The following is a 24,605-nucleotide window of genomic DNA, read 5'->3' on the forward strand; positions in this document are numbered from 1 at the left end:
GGGCCCTCGCGCGTCGGAAAGCGGGACGACCTATGGCTGGGATGGTTTTTCCCGTTGGCGCCTATCACGGCCCTCCAGAAGACTGGCCGGACCTATGACGGACCGCCCGAAACGGGCAGCCGCGGCGTCCGCCGCCGCCTCCGCCTCCCGCCACCCGTGCTCGGGAGCACCCAGGGCGAGCTGCCGCGGGGTGGCCTCGGCGGCACTGAGCCCCTCGACCCGTACGCCCACCAACCGGACGAGTTGCCCCGGGTCGAGAGCGGTGTACAGCGCCCATACCGTGTCGAAGATCTCCCGGGTGACGTCGGTCGGCACGCCCAGGGTGCGCGAACGGCTCACCAGGGTGAAGTCGGCCAGTCGGACCTTGAGGGCCACCGTCCGCCCCACCTGGCCGGCCCGGCGCAGCCGGCCACCCGCCTTCTCGGCGAGGGCGAGCAGTGCCAGCCGGATCCGCTCGGGATCGTCGACGTCGGTGTCGAACGTGACCTCCGCCCCGATCGACTTCTCCACCTGCTCGGGGCTGACCCGGCGGGGGTCCCGCCCATGCGCCAGCTCGCGCAGGTGCGCCGCGGCGGCCTCCCCCACCGCCCGGCGAAGCATGCCCGCCGGGGCCTCGGCGAGGTCGCCGATGGTGGCCAGGCCGAGGCGGCGCAGCGTCGCGGCGGAGCGCTCGCCGACGCCCCAGAGCGCGTCCACCGGCAGCGGGTGGAGGAACTCCAGCACCCGGGCGGCGGGGACGACGAGCATCCCGTCCGGCTTGGCCCGCGTGGAGCCCAGCTTGGCCACGAACTTCGTCGGCGCCACCCCCACCGAGCAGGTCAGACCCTGCTCCTCGGCGACCCGGGCGCGGATCAGCCGGGCGATCTCGGCGGGACGACCGAAAAGGCGTCGCGCGCCGGCCACGTCGAGGAACGCCTCGTCCAGGGAGAGCGGCTCGACCAGCGGGGTGACGTCCCGGAAGATCCGCATCACCGCCCGGGAGGCCGCCGAGTAGGCCGGGAAGTCCGGCGGGAGGAAGACCGCGTGCGGGCAGAGGGACCGGGCCCGCGCGGTGGGCATCGCGCTGCGGACGCCGTACCGCCGGGCGGGGTAGCTGGCGGAGCTGACCACCCCGTGCGGGCCGACGCCGCCGACCACCACCGGCCGCCCGCGCAGCTCGGGACGGCTGCGGACCTCCACCGACGCGAAGAAGGCGTCCATGTCGACGTGCAGGATCGGGCAGTCGGTGTCGTCGGCGTCCGGGCCGAAACGCGGATCACCGCCGCGCGGCAACGACTGACTACGCCCCATCCCCGCAGGCTAACCGGCGGGTACGACACCTCAGCCCCGGACCACCAGCAACGGGATGGTCATCTCGGTGGCGGTGTCCGCGCCGTGGTAGCCGATCAGCCGTGACTCGATCGGCTGCTCCGACCGGGTCGCCACGATCGCCCAGGTGTCCCGGCAGACCGCCACCACGTCGCCGATCCGCTGGAGGTGCGACTCCGGCACCGGCCCGAACCAGCCGGTCGCCACCGCCTCGTCGCGGGTCAGCACCCGGGCCGCGTCGCCGAGCACCGCCGACCAGGTGTCCACCACGTCGGCGACCGCGCCGGGTGCCACGTGCAGGTAACGGACCCTCGGCTCGCCGGCCACCACCCGCACGCCGGCCCGCAGCCGGGGGTCGGCGTCCAGGTCGACCCGGTGGTCCTGGGGGACGTTCAGCTGGCCGTGGTCGGCGGTGACCAGCAGCGCGGCGTCGCCGGGCAGGCCGTCCACCAGACGGACCAGCAGCCGGTCGACCTCGGCGGCGGCGACCCGCCAGGGTGGCGAATCCACCCCGTGCAGGTGGCCCTGCCGGTCCAGGTCCGGGTGGTAACCGGAGACCAGGGTGGGCCCGTCCCCGGCGGCGAGCGCGGCCAGCATCTCGGTGGCGAGCGCGTCCGCGCCGGCCGCACCCCGGTAGTCTCCGCCCCGGTTCGCGGCCACGGTCAGGCCGCTGCCGTCGTACTCGGGACGGCTGACGACGGTCACCGTCACCCCGGCCGCGCGGGCCCGTTCGAGCTGGGTGGGGACCGGCTGCCAGTGTCGCGGCTCCGGTTCGCGGCCCCACTCGATGTGGCTGAGCAGCCGGTCGGTCTCCGGCACCCGGACCCGGAAGCCGAGCACCCCGTGCGCGCCGGGTGCCACCCCGGTGCCCAGACTCACCAGGCTGGTCGGCGTGGTCGACGGGAAACCGGCGGTGAGCCGCCGGCCGAGCAGGGAGTAGAACCCGAACAGGGTCGGGGCGTACGGGCGCGCGGTGGGGATCTGGTACCAGCCGAGGCCGTCGACGAGCAGCACGGCCACCCGACGGATCCCGTCGAGGTCGGCGGTGAGACCCAGCGGGTCGGGGCTGCCGGGCACACCGAGCACGGCCAATGCGCTGGGCAGCACGTCGGCGAGGCTGCCGGCACCGTACCGGGGGGCGACCGGGTCCAGCGGTCCGGTCGGGTCCGGACTCGGCGTCGCGGTCATGCCCCGGGCCGGACGGGTCGGTCGCACGGCGTCACCCGGTCGGACGAGGTCACCCGGTCGGACCGCGTCGCTCGGTCGGACGGGGTCACCGGTCGGCGGGCGAAGAGGTGCAACTGGGCGGCGAGGTCCCGGTAGGGCGGCTGCGCCGCCAGGGCCCGTTCCAGCTCCAGCAGGGCGGCCGGCTGGCCGTCCGCGACCGCCGCCGGGAGCAGGTCGGCCAGGACGCGTACCCCGTGGATCTCCTCGACGGTGAGCCCGGCGGCGCGCAGCAGCGCGGCGGCGGAGTCGGCGTCGTAGCGTCGGCGCAGGGTGTCCCGGGGGCCGGCGCTGCCGCACGGATCGGCGGCGAGGGTCGCCGCGGCGGTGAGGTGGCCGTTCATCGCCCGGCCGAGCACCGCGGCGGCCCGCCCGGCGACCAGCACACTCGCCGCGCCGCCGGGACGCAGCGCGGTGGCCAGGGCGGTCACCACCGGCGTCGGGTCGTCCACCACCTCGAGTACGGCGTGGCAGAGCACCAGGTCGACGCTGGCCGGCTCGACCAGGTCGGCGAGCGCGTCCCCGTCGCCCTGCACCGCCCGCACCCGATCGCCGACGCCGGCCTCGGCGGCCCGGCGGGTCAGCGCGGCGAGCGCGTCCGGGCTGGCGTCGACCACGGTCACCCGGTGCCCGGCGTGGGCCAGCGGCACGGCGAAGCCGCCGGTGCCACCGCCGACGTCGAGCACGGTCAGTTCCTCGTCGCCGCGGCGGTCCAGTTCGGCCCGGAGCACCGACCAGATGACGGCGGTACGGGGGGTCAGCGGCGGCCCGGTGAACCGGCCTCGTGTCTGCTCCACCCGATCGAGCCTAGTGCTGCGGTGAGGCGTGCGCAGGGCCCCCTCCGCTGCCTCACGGTGTGTGGTCCCCCGCCCATGCGGCGTGTGCTCCCCCGCCCCTGCGGCGTGTGCAGGGGTCCCCTGCTCGACAGAAAACGTGAGCAGGGGACCCCTGCTACCACCCGGGCGGGTGGATCAGCAGGACTCCGTCGCCCCGGTCTCGTCCTCGACGACCTGGGCCCGCCGGTCGTTGGCGACCGGGCCGGCGGTGACCGGGTACTCGCGCGGTTCGGCGTGGTGGCTGGGCACCCAGCCCGCGCCGAGGCGGGTCCGGCGGGTGTTGGCCACAGCCTGGGCCGACTGGCGAATCGTCATTGATCCCCCTGTTGGTAGACGAAACGGTTGCTTCAGCATGATCACAAAGACCAGTCGGGTAGTTCTCCACCGGGTCGGCACCGAAACAGCCCCGGGGTGTGTTCTTCCCCGCTGGACCGGTCCTCCAGTGGTGCCCGTTGCTCGTCGTGGGTCGATGCGTCACGCTCTGCGGGTGCTCCTGTCGATCGCCGCCTTCGGCATCGTGCTGCTCGGTGCCTTCGCCCAGTCGGTGAGCGGCTTCGGGTTCGCCCTGGTGACCGTGCCGCTGCTGGCCACGGTCATCGATCCGCGTACCGCGGTGGTGGTGACCGCGCTGACCGACATCGGGTTGACCGTGGTAGCCGCCGTCCGGGAGCGCCGGTACGTGCGCTGGCGGGTGACCGGGGCGCTGACCGCCGCCGCCCTGCTCGGCGTACCGCTCGGACTGCTGGTTCTGGTGACCTTCCCGGAACGGCTGCTCAGCGCGCTGATCGCGGTCGTCGTGCTCGGATGCGTCGCGCTGGTCTGGTCGGGCGCGCGGGTCCGCACCGGACCGGTCGGCATCGGCGCGGTCGGTGTCCTGGTAGGGGTGCTCACCGCCGCCACCGGCACGAACGGGCCACCGCTGGTCGCCGCCTTCCACTCCCTCGGGTACGACCCGCGCACCTTCCGGGCCACCCTGGCGGCGGTCTTCTCCGGGGCGGGGCTGATCGGGCTGGCCGGGTTCGCCCTGGCCGGCCGGATCGACGCCGAGGTGCTGCGGCTGAGCCTGGCGGCGCTGCCGGCCGTCCCGCTCGGCTGGTGGCTGGGGAACCTGCTGTTCGACCGGATCCCGCCGCTGGTGTTCCGCCGGATCGTCCTGGTCGGACTGCTCGGCAGCGCGGGCGCGGCCCTCGCCGCCGTCGCCGCCTGATCCGGACCCGGGCGTGGGCCCGGGGCCGCGCCGGGTTCAGATGAGGCCGTGGGCGAGCATCGCCTCGGCGACCCGGCGGAAGCCGTCGATGTTCGCACCGGCGGCGTAGTTGCCGGGCATGCCGTACTCCTCGGCGGTGGCGTGGCAGCGGGCGTGGATGTCCCGCATGATCTCCCGCAGGCGCTGTTCGGAGTAGGCGAACGTCCACGAGTCACGGCTGGCGTTCTGCTGCATCTCCAGCGCGCTGGCGGCGACACCGCCGGCGTTGGCCGCCTTGCCCGGGGCGAACCGGACACCGGCCGCAGCGAAGGCGCGGATCGCCTCCGGGCTGGTGGGCATGTTCGCGCCCTCCACGACGATGGCGCAGCCACCCTTGATGAGGGCGGCGGCGTCGGACGCGGCGATCTCGTTCTGCGTCGCGCACGGCACGGCCACCTGGCACGGCACCTCCCACACGGTGCGGTCCGCGACGAAGGAGGCGTGCGGGCGGTGCGTCAGGTACGCGTCGATCCGGGCACGCCGGACCTCCTTGAGCTCCTTGAGCAGTTCGACGTCGATCCCCTTGTCGTCCCGGACGTAGCCGGAGGAGTCCGAACAGGCGACGACGGTCCCGCCGAGCTGGTGCACCTTCTCTATCGCGTAGATCGCCACGTTGCCCGACCCGGACACCACCACCCGTTTACCGTCGAAGCTGTCCCCCACGGCGCGCAGCATCTCGTCGGCGAAGAACACCGCGCCGTAGCCGGTCGCTTCCCGGCGTACCTGGGCGCCGCCGTAGGTCAGCCCCTTCCCGGTCAGGACTCCGGACTCGTACCGGTTGGTGATCCGCTTGTACTGGCCGAAGAGGTAACCGATCTCCCGACCGCCGACGCCGATGTCACCGGCGGGCATGTCGGTGTACTCGCCGATGTGCCGGTACAACTCGGTCATGAACGACTGGCAGAAGCGCATCACCTCCCGGTCCGAGCGGCCCTTCGGGTCGAAGTCCGAGCCGCCCTTGCCGCCCCCGATCGGCATACCGGTCAGCGCGTTCTTGAACACCTGCTCGAAGCCGAGGAACTTCACGATGCCCAGGTACACCGACTGGTGGAAGCGCAGGCCACCCTTGTAGGGGCCGAGCGCGCTGTTGAACTCCACCCGGAAACCGCGGTTGATGTGCACCTCGCCGCGATCGTCCTCCCACGGCACCCGGAAGATGATCTGCCGTTCCGGCTCGCAGATCCGCTCGATGATCTTCGCCTCGGCGTACTCGGGATGCTTGACCAGGGCGGGGGCGACGCTGTCGAGCACCTCGTGCACCGCCTGGTGGAACTCCGCCTCACCAGGATTACGCCGTACCACGTCGGTGAAGATCTGCTGGATCTTGTCTCGTGAAGTCACCAGGGTCCTCCAGGGGTACGCGACTGATTCGCCACCCGTCGAGACAACTGCCGTCGACGGGTCGTGACGACGAGGGGCACCCCGGTCTCCGACCCTACGACATCCACCGGCCGCGACGGCGCTGCCGTGAGATGGTCCACTCACAGGTGGTGGTCGGCCCGACCCCGGTTCAACGGAAGTCGCGGGAGGACGGGGTGACCGGGGCGTCGATCGCGTCGAGGCGGTCGGCGGTGAGGCTGGTGACCCCCTCGTGCCGGTGCAGGATGCCCCGGACCACCAGGGCGTTGCTCGTCTTCGCCACCCGCCGGTAGCGCTGCCAGAGCCCCGGTGAGCAGGTCACGTTGAGCATGCCGGTCTCGTCCTCCAGGTTCAGGAAGGTCACCCCGCCGGCCGTCGCGGGACGCTGCCGGTGGGTGACGATGCCGCCGACCCGGATCCGTCGGCCCGGCTCGATCCGACCGAGCCGGGCGATCGGCACCGCGCCGAGCGCGTCCAGCCGGTCCCGCAGGAACCGGGCCGGGTGGCTCTCCGGGGAGAGGCCGGTCGCCCAGACGTCGGCGACCAGGCGGTCCACCGCGTCCATCCCGGGCAGGGTGGGGGCGGTCACGCCGGTCACCGTGCCGGGCAGCCGGTCAGGCCGCTCCTGGGCCGCCGCGCCGGCCGCCCAGAGCGCCTCCCGCCGGCTCAGCCCGAAGCAGGCGAAGGCGTCCGCGGTGGCCAGGGCCTCCAGGTGGGCGGCGGTGAGACCGACCCGCCGGGCCAGGTCCGACATGTCCCGGTACGGCCCGTGCGCCGCCCGTTCGGCCTCGATCCGCTCGGCCACCCCGTCGCCGAGGGTACGCACACTCGACAGTCCCAGCCGGACCGCTGGCCCGCCCAGTCCCCAGGCGTGCGGCGGCTCCCCCGGGCCACTCCCCCACCGGGTGTCCGGGGCGGACTCCAGGGTCGCCTTCGCGCCGCTGGCGTTGACATCCGGGCGGCGTACCTCGACGCCGTGCCGGCGGGCGTCCTCGACCAGGGTCTGCGGCGAGTAGAAGCCCATCGGCTGGGCGTTCAGCAGCGCGGCCAGGAACGGGCCGGGGTGGTAGCGCTTGAGCCAGGAGCTGGCGTACACCAGGTAGGCGAAGCTCATCGCGTGACTCTCCGGGAAGCCGTAGCTGGCGAAGGCGGAGAGCTTGCGGTAGACGTCGTCGGCCAGCTCGCCGGTGATGCCCCGCTCGGCCATCCCGGCATGGAGCCGCTCGGCGATCCGGGCCATCCGCTCCGCCGAGCGTTTCGCCCCCATCGCCCGGCGCAGCTGGTCGGCCCCGGCCGCGTCGAAGCCGGCCAGGTCGATGGCGAGCTGCATCAGCTGCTCCTGGAACAGCGGCACGCCGAGGGTCTTCTCCAGCGCGTTGCGCATCAGCGGGTGCGGGTAGGTCACCGGTTCCACGCCGTTCTTGCGCCGGATGTACGGGTGCACCGAGCCGCCCTGGATCGGGCCGGGACGGATCAGCGCCACCTCGACCACCAGGTCGTAGAAGCAGCGCGGTTTCAGCCTCGGCAGGGTGGCCATCTGGGCGCGGCTCTCCACCTGGAAGACGCCGACCGAGTCGGCCCGGCAGAGCATGTCGTAGACCTCGGGGTCGTCCAGCGACATGTCGCCCAGGTCCAGGCTCATCCCGATCATGTCGTACCCGTAGTGCAGCGCGGAGAGCATGCCGAGGCCGAGCAGGTCGAACTTGACCAGCCCGACGGCGGCGCAGTCGTCCTTGTCCCACTGGAGGACGCTGCGGCCGGGCATCCGCCCCCACTCCACCGGGCAGACCTCGATCACCGGCCGGTCGCAGATCACCATGCCGCCGGAGTGGATGCCGAGGTGCCTCGGGAAGGTCTGGAGTTCGTTCGCGTACGCCACCACCTGCTCGGGGATGCCCACGGCGTCGACCGAGGCGACCGACCCCCAGCGGTCGATCTGTTTGCTCCAGGCGTCCTGCTGGCCGGGCGAGAACCCGAACGCCTTCGCCACGTCCCGCACCGCCGACCGGGGCCGGTACGAGATGACGTTGGCGACCTGGGCGGTGTGCTCCCGGCCGTAGCGGGCGTAGACGTGCTGGATGACCTCCTCCCGGCGGTCGGACTCGATGTCCACGTCGATGTCGGGCGGACCGTCGCGCTCGGGGACGAGGAAGCGTTCGAAGAGCAACCGGTGCCGGACGGCGTCCACGTTGGTGATCCGCAGCGCGTAGCAGACCGCCGAGTTCGCCGCCGAGCCCCGCCCCTGGCAGTAGATGTCCTGTTCGCGGCAGAACGTGACGATGTCGTAGACCACCAGGAAGTAGCCGGGGAAACCCAGCGCCTCGATCATGCCCAGCTCGTGGTCGAGCTGCGCGTACGCCTCGGGGTGTGCCGCGCGCGGCCCGTAGCGTTCCCGCGCGCCCTGCTCGGTGAGGTGGCGCAGCCAGCTCATCTCGGTGTGCCCGGTCGGCACCGGGTACGCCGGCAGCTTCGGCGCGACCAGCTGGAGGTCGAAGGCGAGTTCCCGGCCGAACTCGGCGGCTCGGGCCACCGCGCCCGGGTAGGCGGCGAACCGGGCGGCCATCTCGGCGCCGCTGCGCAGGTGCGCGGTGCCGGCGGCGGGGAGCCAGCCGTCGATCTCGTCCAGGCTGCGCCGGGCCCGTACGGCGGCGAGCGCGGTGGCCAGCCGCCGTCGACCCGGCGTCGCGTAGTGCACGTTGTTGGTGGCGACCGTGGGCAGGCCGGCGACGGTGGCCAGCTCGGCGAGGGCGTCGTTGCGGTCGGCGTCGACCGGGTGGCCGTGGTCGGTCAGCTCCACCGCGACGGTCTCCGGACCGAACAGGGCGGCCAGCCGGTCCAGCTCCCGGGCGGCGGCGTCGACCCCGGAGGTGAGCAGGGCCGCCGGCACGTGCCCCTTGCGGCAGCCGGTGAGCACCAGCACGTGGTCGCGCAGCTCGGCGGCGACCTCCTCCAGCTCGCCGTAGTCCGGGCGGCCCTTCTCGCCGCCGCGCAGCTGGGCCCGGGAGATGGTGGCGGCGAGTCGCGCGTACCCCTCGGGGCCGTGCGCGAGCAGCAGCAGGTGCGCACCGAGCGGGTCCGGTTCACCGTTCTGCGGGCCGGGCAGGCCGAGGGAGAGTTCCGCGCCGACGACGGTGGGCAGCCGCAGGGCACGGGCCGCCTCGGCGAAGCGGACCACCCCGTAGAAGCCGTCGTGGTCGGTGACGGCGAGCGCGGTGAGCCCGAGCCGGGCGGCCTCCTCGGCCAGTTCCTCCGGGTGGCTGGCCCCGTCGAGGAAGCTGAAGTTGGTGTGCGCGTGCAGTTCCGCGTAGGGCACCTCGCCGTCGGAGCGGGGCATCTCGGGTGCCTCGTAGTGCGGGCGCTTCCGGGTCCAGGAGGGGGCGTCCCCGCCGTCGCCGTCGACGGCGAGGGGGTCCACCACGTGCAGGTGCCGCTCCCCGGGGCGGCCGTCGCCGCCAGGCCGCCCGGAGAGCACCCGCTCCAGCTCCGACCAGGGCAGCTTCGGGTTGTGGAAGCTCACCGGCCCCACCTGCGCTCAGTCATAGATCGCCTCCACCAGCCACTGGCCGGCCTCGACCGCCAGCAGGAGGGCGGCACCGTCGGCGAGGAGGAGTTGGAAGCGGGCCGCACGCCGGGCCTCGGCCGGGGCCCACCACCGTTCGTCGACCGGCCACGGTCCGGCCCAGCCGACGATCTCCACCGGTCCGGCGGAGCCGACGGCCACCCGGGCCGGCGCGGCGGTGAGCTGGAGCCGGGCGCTGACCCCGACCGGCTCGCCGGTGGCGTCGTGCACGGTCGCGGCGAGCGGGGCGGGCAGCACCACGGCCGGCGCGGGCGGCGGCAGTCGCCCCGGCCACGGCGGCAGTTCCGGACGCGTCGTCCGGGCACCCGGGCCCGACCGCCGCCCCACCCGGCCGCCGGTGCCGCGCACCGGAGCCGCCCGGTCCGCCGGGACGGGCTCCACCGGCCGGTCGGAGCCCGTCGGGCCGGCGGCGGGCCAGCCCGGTTCGCCGGGGCGCGCGGGAAGGCGTTCGTCGCCCCACGGCACCAGGCGGACCTGGTCGGCCGGGGAACGCCCGCCACCGAGCACCGCGGTCACCACCGACTCCGGGCCGAGCAGGCCCTGCACCCGGCTCAACGCGCGGTGCGCCCGCTCGCGTTCCGCACCGGTGGCACCCCACAGGCCGGGCTGCAACCCGACCTGGGCGAGCACCCCGTCCGGAACGAGTCGTAGCCGGATGATCCCGGCGGTCGGACGGCCCGGACGGCCGGCGCCGCCGGAGAGCCAGCCGTCGAGTTGCCAGCGGAGCCGGTCGGCGATGGCCCCGGCGGTGAGCAGGCCGTCGTGCCGCCAGACCCGGTGCAGTTCCTGGCCGTGCGCGGTGACCGCCTCGACCCCGAGCCGGGTGCAGGCCAGGCCGCGCGCGGTCAGCCGGTCGTGCAGCCGCTCGGCCAGTGCCCGGGCGGCGAACGCGGCGGCGTCCACCCGGTCGAGCGGCTCGTCGTAGTCGGCGCCGACGGTCAGGTCGGCCGGGGGCACCCGGACGGCGAGCGGACGGTGGTCCCGCCCGGCGGCGAGATGGTGGGCCAGCGCCGCGTCGAAGCCGAACCGGGCCAGCACGTCCCCGGCGGGCAGCGCGGCGAAGTCACCCAACGTCCGGATGCCGAGCCGGCGCAGCAGGTCGGCCAGAGCCGGACGACCGAGCGCCTCGACCGGCAGGACGGTCAGGAACCCCGGTGTGTCGCCGGGTGGCACGACCTGCCCGGTACGGGCGGCGAGCCCGGCGGCGAAGACCCCGTCGGCGATGCCGACCTGGCTCTCCACCCCGCACGTCTGGGCGACGTGTTCGATGATCCGCTCGGCCGCCGTCTCCTCACCGCCGAGATACCGGGCCGGCCCCCGGACGGCCACCGCACAGGCCCCGGGCCGGACCACCTCCACCCCGGCGACCAGTTCCTCGACGGCGGCGACCACCGGCTCGAACGCGCGGGTGTCCCGCGACGGGTCGTACTCGACCACGGTCAGCCCGGGGCAGCGGCCCTGCGCCTCCCGCTTCCGCAGACCGCGCCGGATCCCGTCGGCGCGGGCGCGTTCCGAGCAGGCGACCACCCGGTTGGCGTGCAGGACGGCGACCGCACCGGTGGCGGGGACCCCCTCGACGATCTCGGCGGCGATCACCGGCCAGTCCGGGCACCAGAGCAGCAGGGTCCGGACCGCACGGGTCACGCCGACCCGACCAGGGTCAACGGGCCCCGGCGGGACACCACGGCGGGTGCGGCCGGGAGGGTGGTCGTGGGTCGGGGAACGATCCGGGTACGGCCGTCGCCGGGAAGCCAGACGGTGATCTCCTTCGGCCGGGCCGCCGCGCCCCGGCCCCGCGCGGAGACGGTCACCTCCCGCCTGCGGAGTCGACCCCGCCCCGGTCCGATCCCCTCCCAGACACCCCGGACCACCTGCAACGTGACGTCGGCCCCCGTCCACCGGCCGTACGGGACGAGGACGCTGCCGCGCTGCCGGGCCCGGGCGGCCAGCCGACCGGCGACCGAGGCGGAGACCGAGGCGGGGACCGCGGTGACCACGACGTCGACCCCGTCGATCAGGGCGGCGACGACGGTGGCCCACTCCGGACCGGGATGGGGCACCAGGGCAAGCCGGTCCAGGGCGATACCGGCCTCGGCCGCCGCCACCGCGCCGAAGGCCGGCACCCCGACCACAGCGCACCAGGAGCCGGCCCGGGACGCCTCGGCGAGCAGCGCCAGCATCAGGGACGTCCCACCGCTGCGCCGGGGCTGGCCGGTGGCGACCGAGACCGTGCTGCCCCGACGCAGGCCCCGGTTGGGCAGCAGCCCGGTGAGTTCGGGCAGGACCGGCAGCACCCGCTGGGCGTCCGCCGGGTCGGGCGCGCTCGCCGGTCGGACCAGACCGGCCAGCGCGGCGGAACCGAGCACCATCCGGCCCGCCATGGACAAGCCCCCCGTCGTGTCGTATCTGGAGATCAGTGCTGTGCGAGGCCACCCGGGCCGGACCGGGCGGCACGGGTCAGGCGGCGAGCCCGTCGAGGGCCGGCTGGTGCGTCACACCGAGCGCCGTCTCCACCACCATGACGAACTGTTCGGCGGCGCGGAGCAGGTCGTCGGCCTCGCGGGCGGTCACCACCCGGGGGATGCCGGCCTCGGCGGCGGCCCGCTTGCCGGCACCGGCGGCGAAGAAGGTGGCCCACTCGGCCAGCTCGGGGGCGACCCCGACGAGCAGGACCCAGACACTGGTGATCCGGTTGCGCCGGGCGGGTGCGGGACGGGCGCGGGCGGCCAGCAGGGCCGCCGCCGCACGCAGCGCCGCCAGGTGGGCGGCGGCGTAGCGCAGACCGTCGGGGCGGGTCTGGGCGGCCTCGACCAGCCCGCGACGGGCCACGGCGAGAAGTTGGGCCGGGGTGCGGTGCGGCAGCACGTGCGCGGGCACCGTGGGTGCCGGAGCCGGGTTGGACGGCATGACTGTCTCCTCCGCGTCGCCGAGGCGACCACGCCACCGGCGGAGGCGGATCCGTCCGGCGGCGTGGCCCGGGTCTGGGGCGGTGCGGAGGAAGACGCACCTGGTACGGCCGGCCGGGTGTGGACGCTTCCCCACACCACACCCGGCCGGCTTGACCGGCGGGTTCGTCGCCCGCCGCCCGGGGGTCGTGGGCGGCGGGCGACGATCCTGCCTTGACGGGACCGGGCTCGCGACTGCCCGGTGCCCGGTGCGGTCCGCGCGGCACCGCACCGTCCCGGGAGCAGCGCCGCGAAACACCCCTCCCGGGTAGTGGGAACCGGTGCCCGACTCAATCGAACACCCGTTCTAACCACTGCTGACAGTACACCCTGCCGCCGGGGAAAACGCAACGTGTGACACGACGCGACCTCGCCGGATCTCGCCTGCGGGCACCCCCTCCGACCTCGGTAGCCTCGCAGCGTGCGCACACCCCGTCCCGCCCTCGGCGTCGTCATGGTGCTCTGCTCGGGCGTCCTCTTCGCCGTCAACGGCACCGTCTCCAAGCTGGTGCTCCGCACCGGCATCGACGCACCGCAGCTCACCCTGCTCCGCGCGGCCGGCGCGTTCACCGTCCTGCTGGCGCTGAGCGCGCTGCTCCGCCCCGGCATCCGGCGGCTACGGGTCACCGCCGGGCAGGTCCCGCTGCTGGTCGGGTACGGACTGACCGGCTTCTTCCTGGTGCCGATGCTCTACTTCGTCGCCATCTCCCGACTGCCGGTCGGCATCGGGCTGCTCTTCGAGTACTCCGCCCCGCTGCTGGTCGCCCTCTGGGCCCGGTTCGGGCAGCGGCACCCGGTCCGACCCCGGCTCTGGGCCGGCCTGGCGCTGAGCCTGGTCGGGCTGGCCTGCGTGGCGGAGATCTGGGGTGAGTTCACGCTCGACGGCCTCGGGGTGCTGGCCGGTCTCGGAGCCGCGTTCTTCCTCGCCTTCTACTACGTGCTCGGTGCGCGGGGCGTCGAGGGACGGGACACGGTCTCGCTCTGCACCTGGGCGTTCGGCGCGGCCGCCGTGGCCGGCCTGCTCACCCGGGCGGTCACCGGCGTCGGCGACTGGACCCCGCTGGCCGGCACCAGCCGGGGCGTCCCGGTCGTGCTGCTGCTCGGGTACGTGGTCGTGCTCGGCTCGGTGGTGCCGTACCTGCTGGTGGCCGGGGCGATGCGACACCTCCCGGCGACCAGCGTCGGGATCGTCGGGATGGTCGAGCCGGTGATCGCCTCGGCGGTCGCCTGGGTGACCCTCGGCGCGACCGAGGCACTCAACGCCGCCCAGCTCGGCGGGGGCCTGCTGGTGCTGGTCGGGGTCGCGCTGGCCGAGACGGCCCGGGTCGCCCCGGGCCGGACGCCCCCGTCGGCGGAGACCGACCGGCCCGGCCCGCCGGACGTGGTCGCCGTGGTCACCACCGGTCCGGCCGAACCCGGGCGCCGCACCTGAGCGCGGACGGAACCCTCACCCCCGGCCTGGCGTGGCCGGCGCGACGGGCGGCGGCGTACCGGGGAGAATGGCCAGCATGCAGCCACACCCCACCGTGCGGGCGGTGCAGGACGCGCGCGACGCCACGACGGCGCGCGACGGTTCCGGCGGGCTCGCCCCACTCGGGCATCCCGCCCTGCCGCGGATGACCGCCGGCATCCCGGCCGGGGTGGCGTGAGCGAGCGCCCCGGCCGGGGTGGCGTGAGCGAGCGCCCCGGCCGGGATGGCGCGAGCGGGCCGCCCTCCGGCTCCTCAGGCCAGCCCACGGGGTCGTCCTCCGGCCCGGAGCCCGTCGGCGGGCTGGTCACCCTGCACGTCTGGCGGGTGGGTCGGAGCGACCTGCCCCGGGTGCTGCCCCGGATGGCGTTCGGCCCGCGCTGGCTGCGCGCCACCGACGGGGTGCGCTTCGCCAAGCTGCTCGGCACCGGAACGGGCACCGGGTTCGGCCCCGGCGACGTCGACCCGACCCGCTGGGCCGCGCTGACCGTCTGGACGTCGGCCGAGGCGGCGGCCGGCTTCGACGACTCCCCGGTCGGCCGCTCCTGGGCCCGGCTCGCCCGCGCGACCGTCCGGCTCGACCTACGTCCGGTGGCCAGCCGGGGTGAGTGGTCCCGCCGACGGCCGTTCGGCGATCCGGCCGGCGGGCGGGTGACCGGGCGGGTGACCGGGCCGGTGCTGGCGCTGACCCGCGCCCGGCTGCGCCCCCGGCGGGCGCTCACCTTCTGGCGGGCCGTCCCCCCGGTGGCCGCCGCGCTGCACCACGCGCCCGGCCTGCTCGCCCGGTTCGGCGTCGGCGAGGCCCCGCTGGGCTGGCAGGGCACGGTCAGCCTGTGGCGTGATCCGGCGAGCCTGGTCGAGTTCGCGTACCGTCACCCGGAGCACCGGGCCGCGATCGCCCGCACCCCCACCGAGGGCTGGTACGCGGAGGAACTGTTCGCCCGGTTCGAGGTGCGTGCCGTGACCGGTGACCGGGCGGTGCTGGGCTGGACCGGTGACGACGACACGGAGACGGTGGAGGGCGGGCACGCATGAGGTTGGTGCGGTGGACCCCGGACGATCTCGTCCGGCGGCTGGACGACGTGGTCGCCGTCTACGGCGAGGCGATGGGGTACCGGCCGGACCTGCTGGAGTCCCGGCGCGGCTACATCGCCACCCACGTCCGCCGGCCGGGCTTCCGCGCGGTGGCCAGCCTCACCAGCGAGGGCCACCTGGCCGGCTTCGGGTACGGCTACCTCGGCACACCCGGGCAGTGGTGGCACGACCAGGTCAGTCGGGCGCTGGACCCGACCCGGCGCGGGATCTGGCTGACCCACTGCTTCGAGGTCGTCGAGCTGCACGTCCGGCCTTCGGCGCAGGGGCACGGCCTCGGCGCGGGGCAGCTGCGGGTGCTGCTGACCATGGCCGAGGGGAGCACCACGCTGCTGTCCACCCCGGAGGCCGACGAGGAACGCTCCCGTGCCTGGCGGCTCTACCGCCGGTTCGGCTTCGTCGACGTCCTGCGGAACTTCCACTTCCCCGGCGACGAACGCGCGTTCGGCGTGCTCGGCCGGACCCTCCCGCTGCCGCCGCCGGCGCCCTCCGGCCCCACGGCGTCCGCCGGGCCGGCCGTCTCCGGCCCGTACCCGTCGTGAGCGGTGACCGGGCCGCATCCGCCGTGGCCGGCGGCGACCGGTCCGCCGACGGACCCCGGCCCGGACGGGGCGTCGACGGGGACGCCCGGCCACCCCGGCTGAGCTGGGTACTGCTCGGCGTCCTCGTCCTCGCCCAGATCGGCTACCCGCTGACCGGCGGGGGCACCCGGGCGGCGTTGACCGTGGCCACGGTCGTGCTCGGCTACCTCCTCTCGGTCGGCCACGCGCTGCTCACCCGGGGGCCCCGGACGGCGGCGGCGCTGGTCGCGGTCGCCACCGGCGGCGGGTTCGCCATCGAGGCGCTCGGCGTGGCCACCGGTTTCCCGTTCGGCAGCTACGACTACTCCGGTCAACTCGGCCCGAAGCTCGCCGGGGTGCCCCTGATCATCCCGCTGGCCTGGACCTGGATGGCCTGGCCGGCGTGGCTCGCCGCGGTCCGGCTGGTCCGCCCCGGCGTACGGCGGGTCGCGCTGGCCGCCGTCGGCCTGGCCACCTGGGACCTCTTCCTCGACCCGCAGATGGTCGCCGAGGGGTACTGGCGCTGGCGGGACGCCACCCCGGCGCTGCCCGGACTGCCCGGCGTCCCGGTCAGCAACTACCTCGGCTGGCTGCTGTTCGGGGTGCTGATGATGACGCTGCTGCGCCCGCTGGCCGGAGCATCGGCCGACCGGACCGGCCCTGCGGACCACCCGATGTACGCGCTGTACCTGTGGACGTACTTCTCCAGCGTGCTGGCCCACGCGGTCTTCCTCGGGCTGCCCGCCTCGGCGCTCTGGGGCGCGGCCGGCATGGCGGTCGCGGCGGTGCCACTGGCGGTGACGCTCGCCCGGGGCCACCGGCGGCGTCCACCGGCCGGCACGGGGAACGGGTCCGGCCAGCGGCGGGTGGACGCCACCGCATGACCGGTCCGGTCGTCGCCGTGCTGGTCCCGCTGGCCGTGCTCGCCGCGCTGACCGGGCACACCCTGGTCAACGCCACCCGCTGGCTGCGCCGACCGGCCGACCGGCCCGCCGAGGTCGACGAACCGGTGGCGGTGCTGCTGCCGCTGCGCGACGAGGCCGCCCGGGTCACCCCGTGCCTGCGGGCGCTGCTCGCCCAGCGGGGTGTACCGGAGATGCGGATCGTGGTACTTGACGACGGCTCGACCGACGGCACCGCCGAGGTGGTGCGCGCCGTGGTCGACGGCGACCCCCGGGTCACCCTGCTGGCCGGGGTGCCCCCGCCACCGGGCTGGCTGGGCAAGCCGCACGCCTGCCACCAGCTCGCGCAGCGGGCCGACCCGGCAGCCACCGCGCTGGTCTTCGTCGACGCCGACGTCGTCCTCGCCCCGGACGCGGTGGCGGCGGCCGTCGCCGAGCTACGCGCCGCGCGGGTGACGCTGCTGTCGCCGTACCCGAGGATCCTGGTGACGACGGTGGGCGACCGGCTGGTCCAGCCGCTGTTGCAGTGGCTGTGGCTGACCTTCCTGCCGCTACGCGCGATGGAACGCTCGGCCCGGCCCTCGCTGGCGGCGGCGGGCGGGCAGTTCCTGGTGGTGGACCGGGCCGGCTACCGCGCCGCCGGCGGGCACGCGGCCGTCCGGGACCGGGTGCTGGAGGACATCGAGCTGGCCCGCGCGGTCAAGCGGGCCGGCGGCCGGATCGCCCTGGCCGACGGCTCCCGGCTGGCCGACTGCCGGATGTACGACACCTGGCCGCAGCTGCGCGACGGCTACACCAAGTCGCTCTGGGCCTCGTTCGGTCACCCGGGCGCGGCGGCGGCCGTGGTGGCCCTGCTCGGCCTGCTCTACGTGGCGCCACCGCTGCTGGTCGGGGCCGCACTGCTGGTCGGCGCGCCGACGGTCGCCACGCTGGCGGGGACCGGCTACCTGCTCGGTGTCGCGGGTCGGGTGGTCAGCGCCCGGGCGACCGGGGGCCGGTGGTGGCCCGACGCGCTCGCCCACCCCGTATCGGTCGTGGTCCTCGGTTGGCTGACCATCCGGTCGTACCATCTGCGGAAGCGACGCCGCCTCTCCTGGCGCGGTCGCCCGGTCGGCTAGGAGGGCGCGACACATGGCTCGGGTTGTGGTCGTCGGTGCCGGGGTGGGTGGGCTCGCCACCGCCGCCCGGCTGGCCGCCGCGGGACACGAGGTAACCGTCTTCGAGCAGGCCGACACGGTCGGCGGGAAGCTCGGCCGGTACACGCACGACACACCCGCCGGGTCGTTCCACTTCGACACCGGCCCGAGTCTGCTCACCCTCCCCGAGGTCTTCACCGAGTTGTTCGAGGCGACCGGGGCGAAGCTCGACGAGTACCTGGACCTCGTCCCGTTGGACCCGATCGTGCGGCACGTCTTCCCGGACGGCACGACCCCCGGCGGGGGCACGACCCTGGACTCCTGCGCCGACCCGGTGGAGTTCACCGAGCGGATCGGCGCGGCGTTCGGGGAGCGGTCGGCGGCCGACTGGCGGGGGCTGTGGCGCCGCGCCGGCCGGGTCTGGGAGACGTCCTGGCAGCACGTCCTGCGCCGGCCGGTCGACTCCCCCCGGGACCTGGCCGCGCTGGCCTGGCGGCTCGGCGACCTGGCCGCGATCGCACCCGGCCGGACCCTGCGCGGGCTGGGCCGCCGCCACCTGAGCGACCCCCGGATGCGGATGCTGCTCGACCGGTACGCCACCTACACCGGCGCGGACCCGCGTCGCGCCCCGGCCGCGCTGGTCGCCGTCCCCTACGCCGAGCTGGCCTTCGGCGGCTGGTACCTGCGCGGCGGGCTGGGCACGCTCGCCGACGCGCTGCTGTCGCGCTGCCTGGACCTCGGCGTGGTCGTGCAGACCGGCACCGCGGTCACCCGGATCGACGCGGCCGGCGGGCGGGTCCACGGGGTACGCCTGCGCGGCATCGCCGCACCGGTCCCCGCCGACGTGGTGGTGGCCAACGTCGACGCGCTGACCGTCTACCGGGACCTGCTGCCCAGCCCCGGCCGGCTCGCCGGGCTCGCCGACCGCAGCCTCGCCGGGTTCGTGCTGCTGCTCGGGGTACGCGGGCCGACCGGCCTGGCACACCACAACGTGTTCTTCCCCCGCGACTACGACGCCGAGTTCGACGCGGTCTTCGGCGACCCGGGGCGGGGTGTCCGCGCCCGGCCCGCGGTCGACCCGACGGTCTTCGTCACCGTGGCCGACGACGCGGTGGTCCGCCCCGCCGACCACGAGGCGTGGTTCGTGCTGGTCAACGCGGCCCGGCACGGCACCGCCACGTCCGCCGTCGACTGGCGTCGCCCGGGGCTCGCCGAGGCGTACGCGGACCGGATCCTGGACGTGCTCGCCGAGCGGGGCATCGACGTGCGGGACCGGTTGCTGTTCCGCGAGATCCGTACCCCCGCCGACCTGGGCAGCGCCACCGGCGCGCCGGGCGGCGCGATCTACGGCACTGCCGGCGGGCTGCTGCGTCCGGCCAACCGCGCCCCGGCGTACGGCGTGCACCTGGTCGGCGGCTCCACCCACCCGGGCGGCGGCCTGCCCATGGTGACCCTCTCCGCCCGCATCGTCGCCGACCGGATCGGCCCGGCCTGACTCACCGCCACCCCTGCCCGGTGGTAGGGCGGCCACCCCTGCCCGGTGGTAGCAGGGGTCCCCTGCTACCGCTTTTTGTCGAGGAAGGGCCCCCTGCAACCACGCCACGACACACCACGCCACGCCACCCCAACCACCCACCACCCCTACCACCGGCACCGGCACCGGCACCGGTGCCAGACAGGGCGGCGTCAGCGGACGTGGGCCGGACCGGGGGCGTCGGCGGCGAGCAGGGCGCGACGGACGGCGGAGAGGAGCTGCCCCAGCCCGAAACCGGCGAGCAGCACCCAGACGGCCGTCGCCAGGGTGATCGTGCCGGCGGCCAACTCGGGCCGGACCAGCCCGGTCAGCCCGGCCACCAGCAGCCCGACCAGCGCGACACTGACCCGGGTCGGCCGCTCCCCCACCGTCACCGCGCCGATCTCGCGCATGCCGGCGGCGACGGCGCGGGCGCGTACGTACTCGTGCAGCCAGGAGAGCGCGCCTCCGGCCACCACCAGTGCTCCCGGCGCCCCCATCAGCCAGAACGCCAGCAACCAGGCGACCTCACCGAGCCGGTCGGCCAGCGAGTCGTAGACGTAGCCGAGGCGGGTGTTACGACCGGTCACCACCGCCACCGCGCCGTCCACGCTGTCGGCCACCGAGGCGAGCAGGACGAAGAGCGCGGCCAGGAACGGGCCGTCGGAGGGGCGTACGGCGAACAGCGGCACGCAGAAGCAGAGCAGCACCCCGGCGGCGGTGACCGCCGTCGGGGTGACCCGCAACCGGCCCAGCAGGTAGCCGACGTGGTACGCGAAACGCAGCCAGCCGCGGACCACCGGGGCGGCCGTCCGGGGATCGAAGCCCCCGTGCAACCGGGCCCAGGCGGTCGCGTAGTCGTCCCATCTCAGCGGAGTGCCCACCACGGATCAACCGTAGGAGGGCTCGTCGGGTGTCGCGGTCGGCGGTACCCGGTCGTGGTCCGCGCCGGGACACCCGGTGCCGCTCACACCCGCGCGCCGACCTGGAGGTTCCGCCAGACCTCCCGGGTGGCGGTGGAGCGGTTCAGGGTGATGAAGTGGATGCCCGGCACGCCCTCGTCGAGCAGCCGCCGGCACATCTCACTGGCCTGCTCGATGCCGAGCCGACGGACCGCCTCCGGGTCGTCGCCGACCTTGGCGAACCGTTCGGCGAGCGCGGGCGGGAAGGGTGCCCCGGAGAGCTGCTCGGAACGGGCGATGGTGGCGAGCTGGGTCACCGGCATCACCCCGGGCAGGATCGGGGTGTCGCAGCCGGCGGCGGCCACCCGGTCACGCAGGCGGAGGTAGTCGTCGGCGTCGAAGAACATCTGGGTGATCGCGAAGTCGGCTCCCGCCCGGCACTTGCGGACGAAGTAGTCGGTGTCGGAGGCGACGTCCGGCGAGCGGGGGTGGCGGTACGGGAAGGCGGCGACCCCGACGCTGAAGTCACCGGAGTCACGGATCAGCCGCACCAGGTCCTCGGCGTAGTGCACCCCCTCGGGGTGCGGGACCCACTCCCCGGTGGGGTCTCCGGGCGGGTCGCCCCGGACCGCCAGCACGTTGCGCACGCCCACCCCGGCCAGTCGCCCGATCACGTGCCGCAGTTCGGCGACGGAGTGGTTGACGGCGGTGAGGTGCGCCATCGGCAGCAGGGTGGTCTCGGTGGCGATCCGTTCGGTGACCGCCACGGTGGTGTCCCGCGTCGAGCCGCCGGCGCCGTAGGTGATCGAGACGAACGAGGGACGCAGCGACTCCAGCTCGCGGATCGCCTGCCAGAGCAGGGTTTCGCCGGCCGGGGTCTTGGGCGGGAAGAACTCGAACGAGAAGGTCGGCTGACAGTCGCGGATCAGTTCCCCGATCGACGGCTGGGAGCTGGGAAGGACCGAGGGAAGACCGAGCGCCACTCCATGACTCTACCGGGCGGGGGCATCTGCGGGCGGCCCCCCGATGGGCGGTCCGGTCGAGGCACGCCGGACCCCCGGTCGAGGCACGCCGGACCCTGGGTGGCGGCCGTCGGATGGGTGGCGGCCGTCGGATGGGTGGCGGCGGTCCCGCCGCGGCGGATTCGTCGTACCCCTCGGGTAGGCAGTGGGGCAGCACGGTGAGCCGATGGGGGTCGGTCGCCAGCCGTGCGGGGGTCCACAGTCTGAATCGACGGCGCACCGGTCCGGGCCACCCGGCCGCCGGGGCCGCCGCGCCGACCTCCCGGAGGCCCCATGATCCCGCCCCCGTCGCCCGGCCCGGAGCTGTTCGGGCCCCTGCTCGCCCGGCTCCGGCTGGCCCGGGGCTGGAGCCAGGCCCAGCTCGCCGCCCGGCTCTGCGCCGCCGCCGGAGTCGCCACGCTCAGCCGGCACGAGGTCTCCCGCTGGGAACGGCAGGTGCGCGTGCCCGGGGAGTTCTGGCTCGGCTGGCTCGCCGTCGTGCTGGCGGTCCCCCGGGTACGGCTGTCCGAGGCCGCAGTGGCGAGCCGCCGCACCGACGCGTACCCGGTGACCGACGGGTCCCGGGAGCGACGGGCGCTGCTGGCCCTGGCCCAGCGGTGGCTGGCCGACCCGGAGGGGTCGTTGCCGCCACCCGGCCTGACGGGCTCGCGGGGCGACCCAACCTGGTCGTGGGACGATCCGACGGGCTCACGGGACCAGCCCGCCCGGTCGTGGGACGACCCGGCCGGCTGGCTGGACCGGCTGCGCCGGCTCGACGATCTGTCCGGCGGCACGGACCTGGCCGGGCTGAGCGCGTCCCGGTTGCGGTGGGTGGCCCGCGCGGTCCGGCTGGCCGGCCCGTCCGGGCGGCGCCGACTGCTGCCGGTGCTGGGCGAGGCGGCGCAGCTCGCCGGGTGGCTCGCCGCCGACGCCGGTGACCCGGCCGGTGGGCTGGCCGCGTACCGACTGGGGTTGCGGGCCGCCGCGGCGGCCGGTGACCGGGCGCTGGCCGGGCACGTGCTCGGCTCGGCGAGCCACCTGCTCGCCGGGATCGGTGACCCGCCCGGCGCGCTGCTGCTGGCCCGCGTCGCGTACACCGGGGCCGGTCCGGGCGCCCCGGCCGGGCTGCGGGCGGTGCTGTCGCACCGGACGGCGGTGGCCGCCGCGCTCGACGGCCGGCACGCCACGGCCGGGCAGGCGCTCACCGTCGCCCGGCGCGCCGCCGACCGGCACGACCCGCGCCGGGAGCCGCCCTGGCTCTACTGGCTCGACCCGGCGGAACTGGCCGCGATGACCGGCCGGACGCTGGCCGTGCTGGGCCGACCGCTGCGCGCCGAACCGCTCCTGCGCGCCGGCTGCCGCTCCGGACAGCCGCGCGCCACGGCGATCTACGGGGGCTGGTTGGCCCGCGTCTACCTCGATCTCGGCGAGGTCGAGCAGGCCTGCGCGGTGGCCGGAGAGGCCCTGCTCGCCACCGTCCGGGCCGGATCCGCCCGGGCGGCCGGTCACCTCACCGAGGTGGGGCGCCGGCTCGCCGCGTACCGGGCCGAACCGGCCGTACGCCGGCATGCCGCGCTGGTCACGGCTGCCCGTCCGTACCTTCCCCGGCGCGTCACACCCCCGGTGGTGCGCGGTCGTCGACGGCGACCGGCTAGCGTCGTGACGTGACCCACGCAGCTCCCGTATCCCCTGTCGACCGTGCCGGCCTGCGACAGCGCGTCGACAAGGCCCTGACCGGATTCCTGACCACCCAGCGGGGTTGGCTGACCGGGGTCGACGAGGCGCTGGTGCCGGTCGCCGAGGCGGTCGAGGCGTTCGTGCTGCGGGGCGGCAAGCGGCTGCGGCCGGCGTTCGGCTACTGGGGCTACCGGGGCGCCGGAGGGGTGGATTCCGACCAGGTGGTCGCCACCCTCGCCGCGCTGGAGTTCGTGCAGGCCAGCGCGCTGATCCACGACGACCTGATGGACCGGTCGGACACCCGGCGGGGCGAGCCGGCCGTACACCGACGGTTCGCCTCCCGGCACCGCGCCTCCGGGTGGACCGGGGACGCGGAGGGCTTCGGCGACGCCGCCGCGATCCTCCTCGGCGACCTCTGCCTGGTGTGGTCCGACGAGATGCTGCACAGCGCCGGGCTCGACGCGCGGACCCTGGCCCGGGCCCGGCCGGTCTTCGACGAGATGCGCACCGAGGTCACCGTCGGGCAGTACCTGGACGTGCTGACCCAGGCCACCGGGGACACCTCACTGGAGCGGGCCGGGAAGGTGGCCCGCTACAAGTCGGCCAAGTACACCGTCGAACGGCCGCTGCTGCTCGGTGCCGCGCTGGCCGGGGCGACCGCCGAGGTCGAGGCGACCTACTCGGCGTACGGGCTGCCGCTGGGCGAGGCGTTCCAGCTCCGCGACGACGTGCTCGGGGTGTTCGGCGATCCGGCGCAGACCGGCAAGCCGGCCGGCGACGACCTGCGCGAGGGAAAGCGGACGTACCTGGTGGCGGCGGCCGTGGCGGGGACCGACGACGCGGGACGGGCGCTGATCGACCGGCACCTGGGCGATCCCGGACTGGACGGGGCCGGGGTGGCACGCCTCCGCGAGGTGATCACGGCCAGCGGGGCACTGGCGCGCACCGAGGAGCGGATCGCCGCCCTCACCGACACCGCGCTGGCCGCGCTCGCCACCGTCGACCTGGAGACCGAGGCCCGGCAGGCCCTGGTCGACCTCGCCATCGCCGCCACCCGTCGCGCCGACTGACCCTCCCCGGTCAGGGACGGGGGCGACCCAGGAGGCGGAGCAGGCGGCTGCCCTCGCCGGCGGTCGGGGTGCGCTGCACGCCCCGGCGGCCGAGCCAGATCCACACCGACAGGGTCAGCAGCACCAGCGCGAAGCCGAAGACCAGGTCCTCCACCGGCGCGTACGCCAGCCGGACGCCGATGATCGCCCCGGGGTCGTACCGGACGATGTTCCGGCCGGTCAGGATGCCGTTGGAGACGAGCTGGAAGAACACGATGATCGGGTAGGTGGCCCAGAAGACCGGCCGCAGCAGCAGCCGGGTCCGCAGCACGTACAGGTCGATCACGGCCGCGCCGGCCGCGCCGAGCAGGGCGGCGACGGTGTACGTCATGCCCGGTCCCCCGTCCCCGGCGTCACCGGGCCGGACGGCGACCGCGCGCCGTCCGGCGACGCCGCGGCCGGTCCGACCGGCGGGCCGGCGGGTTCGTCCCCCGCCGGCCAACGGTTGACCGCGCGTACCGCCTCGAAGCCGAGGATCGCGCAGACCGGTACGACGACGAAGAAGAGCAGTTCGTCCAGGGGCAGGTCGCCGGGGAGGAGCACTCCGGTGGTCTGCTCCGGGTCGAAGGTCCAGTGCCCGGCGGCGATCGCCGCGAGGTCCCAGAGCGCGAAGACCAGCACCACCGGCACCAGGGTCAGCAGCAGCCGACGCCAGCGGCGCAGCACGTTGACCCGGAACACCGGCTCCAGCCAGAGCGCGCAGAGCAGGCAGCCGGCCAGCACCCCGAGGTAGACGAACTGCCGCAC

22 protein-coding genes and 1 pseudogene are annotated in these 24,605 nt (G+C 75.3%); 10 read left to right on the forward strand and 13 right to left on the reverse strand.

Features of this window, described 5'->3' with window-relative positions:
• Positions 1-30: 30 nt before the first annotated feature.
• From IGA62_RS03520 to IGA62_RS03535, 4 genes and pseudogenes are all read right to left on the reverse strand, one after another.
• A complete protein-coding gene (locus tag IGA62_RS03520) occupies positions 31-1,290 on the reverse strand; it encodes a DNA polymerase IV (RefSeq protein WP_145816266.1) in 1,260 nt (419 codons plus the stop codon).
• 30 nt (positions 1,291-1,320) lie between these two features.
• Positions 1,321-2,496: an alkaline phosphatase family protein gene (locus IGA62_RS03525; RefSeq protein ID WP_145821824.1), complete on the reverse strand. Its 1,176-nt coding sequence runs from the start codon at positions 2,494-2,496 to the stop codon at positions 1,321-1,323.
• A gap of 92 nt (positions 2,497-2,588) precedes the next feature.
• Positions 2,589-3,329 (reverse strand): annotated as a pseudogene (locus IGA62_RS03530) (methyltransferase domain-containing protein); the annotation flags it as partial.
• A gap of 174 nt (positions 3,330-3,503) precedes the next feature.
• Positions 3,504-3,683 (reverse strand): hypothetical protein, encoded by a 180-nt coding sequence (locus IGA62_RS03535; RefSeq protein WP_145816264.1) that lies wholly within the window; start codon positions 3,681-3,683, stop codon positions 3,504-3,506.
• A gap of 172 nt (positions 3,684-3,855) precedes the next feature.
• Between IGA62_RS03535 and IGA62_RS03540 the strand changes: the two genes are divergently transcribed.
• On the forward strand, positions 3,856-4,575 hold the full coding sequence (locus IGA62_RS03540) for a sulfite exporter TauE/SafE family protein (RefSeq protein WP_186499756.1): 720 nt from the start codon (positions 3,856-3,858) through the stop codon (positions 4,573-4,575).
• Positions 4,576-4,611: 36 nt separating this feature from the next.
• Here the strand turns inward: IGA62_RS03540 and gdhA are convergent, their stop codons facing one another.
• The 5 genes from gdhA to IGA62_RS03565 form a co-directional block, all read right to left on the reverse strand.
• Positions 4,612-5,955 carry an NADP-specific glutamate dehydrogenase gene (gdhA, locus tag IGA62_RS03545; RefSeq protein ID WP_145816262.1) on the reverse strand — a complete coding sequence of 448 codons (1,344 nt, stop codon included), beginning with the start codon at positions 5,953-5,955 and terminating at the stop codon, positions 4,612-4,614.
• Positions 5,956-6,124: 169 nt separating this feature from the next.
• Positions 6,125-9,490 (reverse strand): error-prone DNA polymerase, encoded by a 3,366-nt coding sequence (locus tag IGA62_RS03550; protein ID WP_145816261.1) that lies wholly within the window; start codon positions 9,488-9,490, stop codon positions 6,125-6,127.
• A gap of 15 nt (positions 9,491-9,505) precedes the next feature.
• A complete protein-coding gene (locus tag IGA62_RS03555; RefSeq protein ID WP_145816260.1) occupies positions 9,506-11,197 on the reverse strand; it encodes a DNA polymerase Y family protein in 1,692 nt (563 codons plus the stop codon).
• Positions 11,194-11,934, reverse strand: a complete 741-nt coding sequence (locus IGA62_RS03560) for a hypothetical protein (protein ID WP_145816259.1) — start codon at positions 11,932-11,934, stop codon at positions 11,194-11,196. Before IGA62_RS03560 ends, IGA62_RS03555 begins: the two co-directional genes overlap by 4 nt.
• A gap of 76 nt (positions 11,935-12,010) precedes the next feature.
• On the reverse strand, positions 12,011-12,460 hold the full coding sequence (locus tag IGA62_RS03565) for an SAV_6107 family HEPN domain-containing protein (protein ID WP_145816258.1): 450 nt from the start codon (positions 12,458-12,460) through the stop codon (positions 12,011-12,013).
• 459 nt (positions 12,461-12,919) lie between these two features.
• Between IGA62_RS03565 and IGA62_RS03570 the strand changes: the two genes are divergently transcribed.
• The 7 genes from IGA62_RS03570 to IGA62_RS03600 all read left to right on the forward strand — a co-directional run bounded on the left by IGA62_RS03570 (position 12,920) and on the right by IGA62_RS03600 (position 19,151).
• A complete protein-coding gene (locus IGA62_RS03570; RefSeq protein WP_198501198.1) occupies positions 12,920-13,930 on the forward strand; it encodes an EamA family transporter in 1,011 nt (336 codons plus the stop codon).
• Between the two features lie 76 nt (positions 13,931-14,006).
• The gene (locus IGA62_RS03575; protein ID WP_186499755.1) at positions 14,007-14,147 is read left to right on the forward strand and encodes a hypothetical protein; all 141 of its coding nucleotides are present in this window, start codon (positions 14,007-14,009) and stop codon (positions 14,145-14,147) included.
• Between the two features lie 122 nt (positions 14,148-14,269).
• Positions 14,270-15,001 carry a monooxygenase gene (locus IGA62_RS03580; RefSeq protein WP_190289292.1) on the forward strand — a complete coding sequence of 244 codons (732 nt, stop codon included), beginning with the start codon at positions 14,270-14,272 and terminating at the stop codon, positions 14,999-15,001.
• A complete protein-coding gene (locus IGA62_RS03585; protein ID WP_145816257.1) occupies positions 14,998-15,600 on the forward strand; it encodes a GNAT family N-acetyltransferase in 603 nt (200 codons plus the stop codon). The genes IGA62_RS03580 and IGA62_RS03585 overlap by 4 nt, the downstream gene beginning before the upstream one ends.
• A gap of 98 nt (positions 15,601-15,698) precedes the next feature.
• Positions 15,699-16,502, forward strand: coding sequence for a carotenoid biosynthesis protein (locus IGA62_RS03590; protein ID WP_145821822.1), 804 nt, complete (start codon positions 15,699-15,701; stop codon positions 16,500-16,502).
• A complete protein-coding gene (locus tag IGA62_RS03595) occupies positions 16,499-17,638 on the forward strand; it encodes a glycosyltransferase (RefSeq protein WP_145816256.1) in 1,140 nt (379 codons plus the stop codon). Before IGA62_RS03590 ends, IGA62_RS03595 begins: the two co-directional genes overlap by 4 nt.
• Positions 17,639-17,651: 13 nt before the next feature.
• Positions 17,652-19,151, forward strand: a complete 1,500-nt coding sequence (locus IGA62_RS03600) for a phytoene desaturase family protein (RefSeq protein WP_145816255.1) — start codon at positions 17,652-17,654, stop codon at positions 19,149-19,151.
• Between the two features lie 191 nt (positions 19,152-19,342).
• Here the strand turns inward: IGA62_RS03600 and IGA62_RS03605 are convergent, their stop codons facing one another.
• Together IGA62_RS03605 and metF are read right to left on the reverse strand one after the other, a co-directional pair.
• Positions 19,343-20,056 (reverse strand): CDP-alcohol phosphatidyltransferase family protein, encoded by a 714-nt coding sequence (locus tag IGA62_RS03605; RefSeq protein ID WP_145816254.1) that lies wholly within the window; start codon positions 20,054-20,056, stop codon positions 19,343-19,345.
• Between the two features lie 80 nt (positions 20,057-20,136).
• Positions 20,137-21,054, reverse strand: a complete 918-nt coding sequence (metF, locus tag IGA62_RS03610; protein ID WP_145816253.1) for a methylenetetrahydrofolate reductase [NAD(P)H] — start codon at positions 21,052-21,054, stop codon at positions 20,137-20,139.
• A gap of 312 nt (positions 21,055-21,366) precedes the next feature.
• Here metF and IGA62_RS03615 point away from each other — a divergent pair, with 312 nt between their 5' ends.
• On the forward strand, positions 21,367-22,740 hold the full coding sequence (locus IGA62_RS03615; RefSeq protein WP_145816252.1) for a helix-turn-helix domain-containing protein: 1,374 nt from the start codon (positions 21,367-21,369) through the stop codon (positions 22,738-22,740).
• The gene (locus IGA62_RS03620) at positions 22,737-23,819 is read left to right on the forward strand and encodes a polyprenyl synthetase family protein (protein WP_145816251.1); all 1,083 of its coding nucleotides are present in this window, start codon (positions 22,737-22,739) and stop codon (positions 23,817-23,819) included. The genes IGA62_RS03615 and IGA62_RS03620 overlap by 4 nt, the downstream gene beginning before the upstream one ends.
• 10 nt (positions 23,820-23,829) lie before the next feature.
• Here the strand turns inward: IGA62_RS03620 and IGA62_RS03625 are convergent, their stop codons facing one another.
• Positions 23,830-24,189 (reverse strand): lycopene cyclase domain-containing protein, encoded by a 360-nt coding sequence (locus IGA62_RS03625; protein ID WP_145816250.1) that lies wholly within the window; start codon positions 24,187-24,189, stop codon positions 23,830-23,832.
• A complete protein-coding gene (locus tag IGA62_RS03630; protein WP_145816249.1) occupies positions 24,186-24,605 on the reverse strand; it encodes a lycopene cyclase domain-containing protein in 420 nt (139 codons plus the stop codon). Before IGA62_RS03630 ends, IGA62_RS03625 begins: the two co-directional genes overlap by 4 nt.

Origin of the sequence: Micromonospora sagamiensis, from assembly GCF_014680085.1 — a bacterium.
Taxonomy (GTDB): domain Bacteria; phylum Actinomycetota; class Actinomycetes; order Mycobacteriales; family Micromonosporaceae; genus Micromonospora; species Micromonospora inyonensis.